Source organism: Ectopseudomonas oleovorans, from assembly GCF_029845265.1.
Lineage (GTDB): Bacteria > Pseudomonadota > Gammaproteobacteria > Pseudomonadales > Pseudomonadaceae > Aquipseudomonas > Aquipseudomonas oleovorans.
Genome location: NZ_JAOCLK010000103.1, coordinates 1 through 1,328, shown reverse-complemented (window position 1 = coordinate 1,328; position 1,328 = coordinate 1). Strand labels below are relative to the sequence as shown.

Annotated in this window: 1 protein-coding gene; it reads left to right on the top strand. The window is 62.7% G+C overall.

Features of this window, described 5'->3' with window-relative positions:
- Positions 1-94 precede the first annotated feature (94 nt).
- Complete coding sequence (locus N5J71_RS22270) at positions 95-1,186, top strand: IS5-like element ISPa8 family transposase (protein ID WP_023446582.1); 1,092 nt, start codon at positions 95-97, stop codon at positions 1,184-1,186.
- The last annotated feature ends 142 nt before the right edge of the window (positions 1,187-1,328 follow it).

Here is a 1,328-nt window from a genome sequence, read left to right as displayed (position 1 = left end):
GCTAGCAGCCTGTTGAAATTCGCCTACGGCCTGTCTGACTTTGCCGTGTAAGGTTTACGATATCGGCTCCAATCTGCCGGGAACCCCGATTTCCATGCGTGGCGCCGATATCACTCAGGAATCCTTGTTCACTGTCGCCAAGCTCGATGACTTCGTGCCAGCGACTCACCCCCTGCGCGCCATCCGCAAGCTGGCAGACACCGCTCTGCAGCGGATGAGCGCCCTGTTCGACACCTTGTATGCCGACACCGGCCGCGCCTCGATCGCCCCCGAGAAGCTGATGCGGGCGCAGTTGCTGCAGTTGTTCTACTCGCTGCGCAGCGAGCGGATGCTGATGGAACAGCTGGGCTACAACCTGCTGTTCCGCTGGTTCGTCGGCCTGGCCATTGATGATCCGGTGTGGGATCACTCGGTCTTCTCGAAGAATCGTGACCGCCTCAATGCCCAGGCCGTGGCCACCGAATTTCTGAACGAGGTGGTACGCCTGGCGGAGAAGCAGGGGCTGATCTCGGATGAGCACTTCTCGGTCGACGGCACATTGCTGCAAGCCTGGGCCTCTCAGAAGAGTTTCCGTCCCAAGGACGATACGCCAGACGACCCGGGCCCCGGCCCGCGCAATGCCCAGCCAGACTTCAAGGGGCACAAGCGCAGCAACGACACCCACGCCTCGACCAGCGATCCGGATGCCCGGCTGTACCGCAAGAGCCACAACACCGGCGCGCAGCTGAGTTACATGGGGCATGTACTGATGGAACACCGCAGTGGCCTGGTGCGCAATGCTCATGTGACTCTGGCCGGTGGCCATGGCGAACGCGAAGCCGCGCTGGCGATGCTGAGCAAGCTGGGTGGTCGCCGTCGACGCACCTTGGCCGCGGACAAGGCTTACGACACGGCAGACTTCGTGGCCGCCTGTCGTGCCCTCGGCGTGACACCCCATGTTGCGCAGAACACCAATGGTCGGCGCAGCGCCATCGATGGCCGTACCACGCGCCACGCCGGCTATGGTCTGAGCCTGAAGATTCGCGCCTGGATCGAAACCCACTTCGGCTGGCTCAAGGCGGCGGCCGGGCTGCGCCAGGTGAAGCAACGCGGACTTGAGCGTGTCGACGCGCTGTTCCAGCTGGCCATGGCGGCAAGCAACCTGGTGCGCCTGCCGAAGCTGCTGGCTACAGGCTCAATGGCATGAGCGCGTTGACGGGGAAAGTGCGCCTGGAGCACGCCAAATCGGGCTATTTCCATCGATTGGCGCCCTAAACGGGAAGTAAACGAGCGCGACCGCTGCTGCCAGAAGCAGTGGATGTAATCATCGCGGCGAATTTCAACAGGCT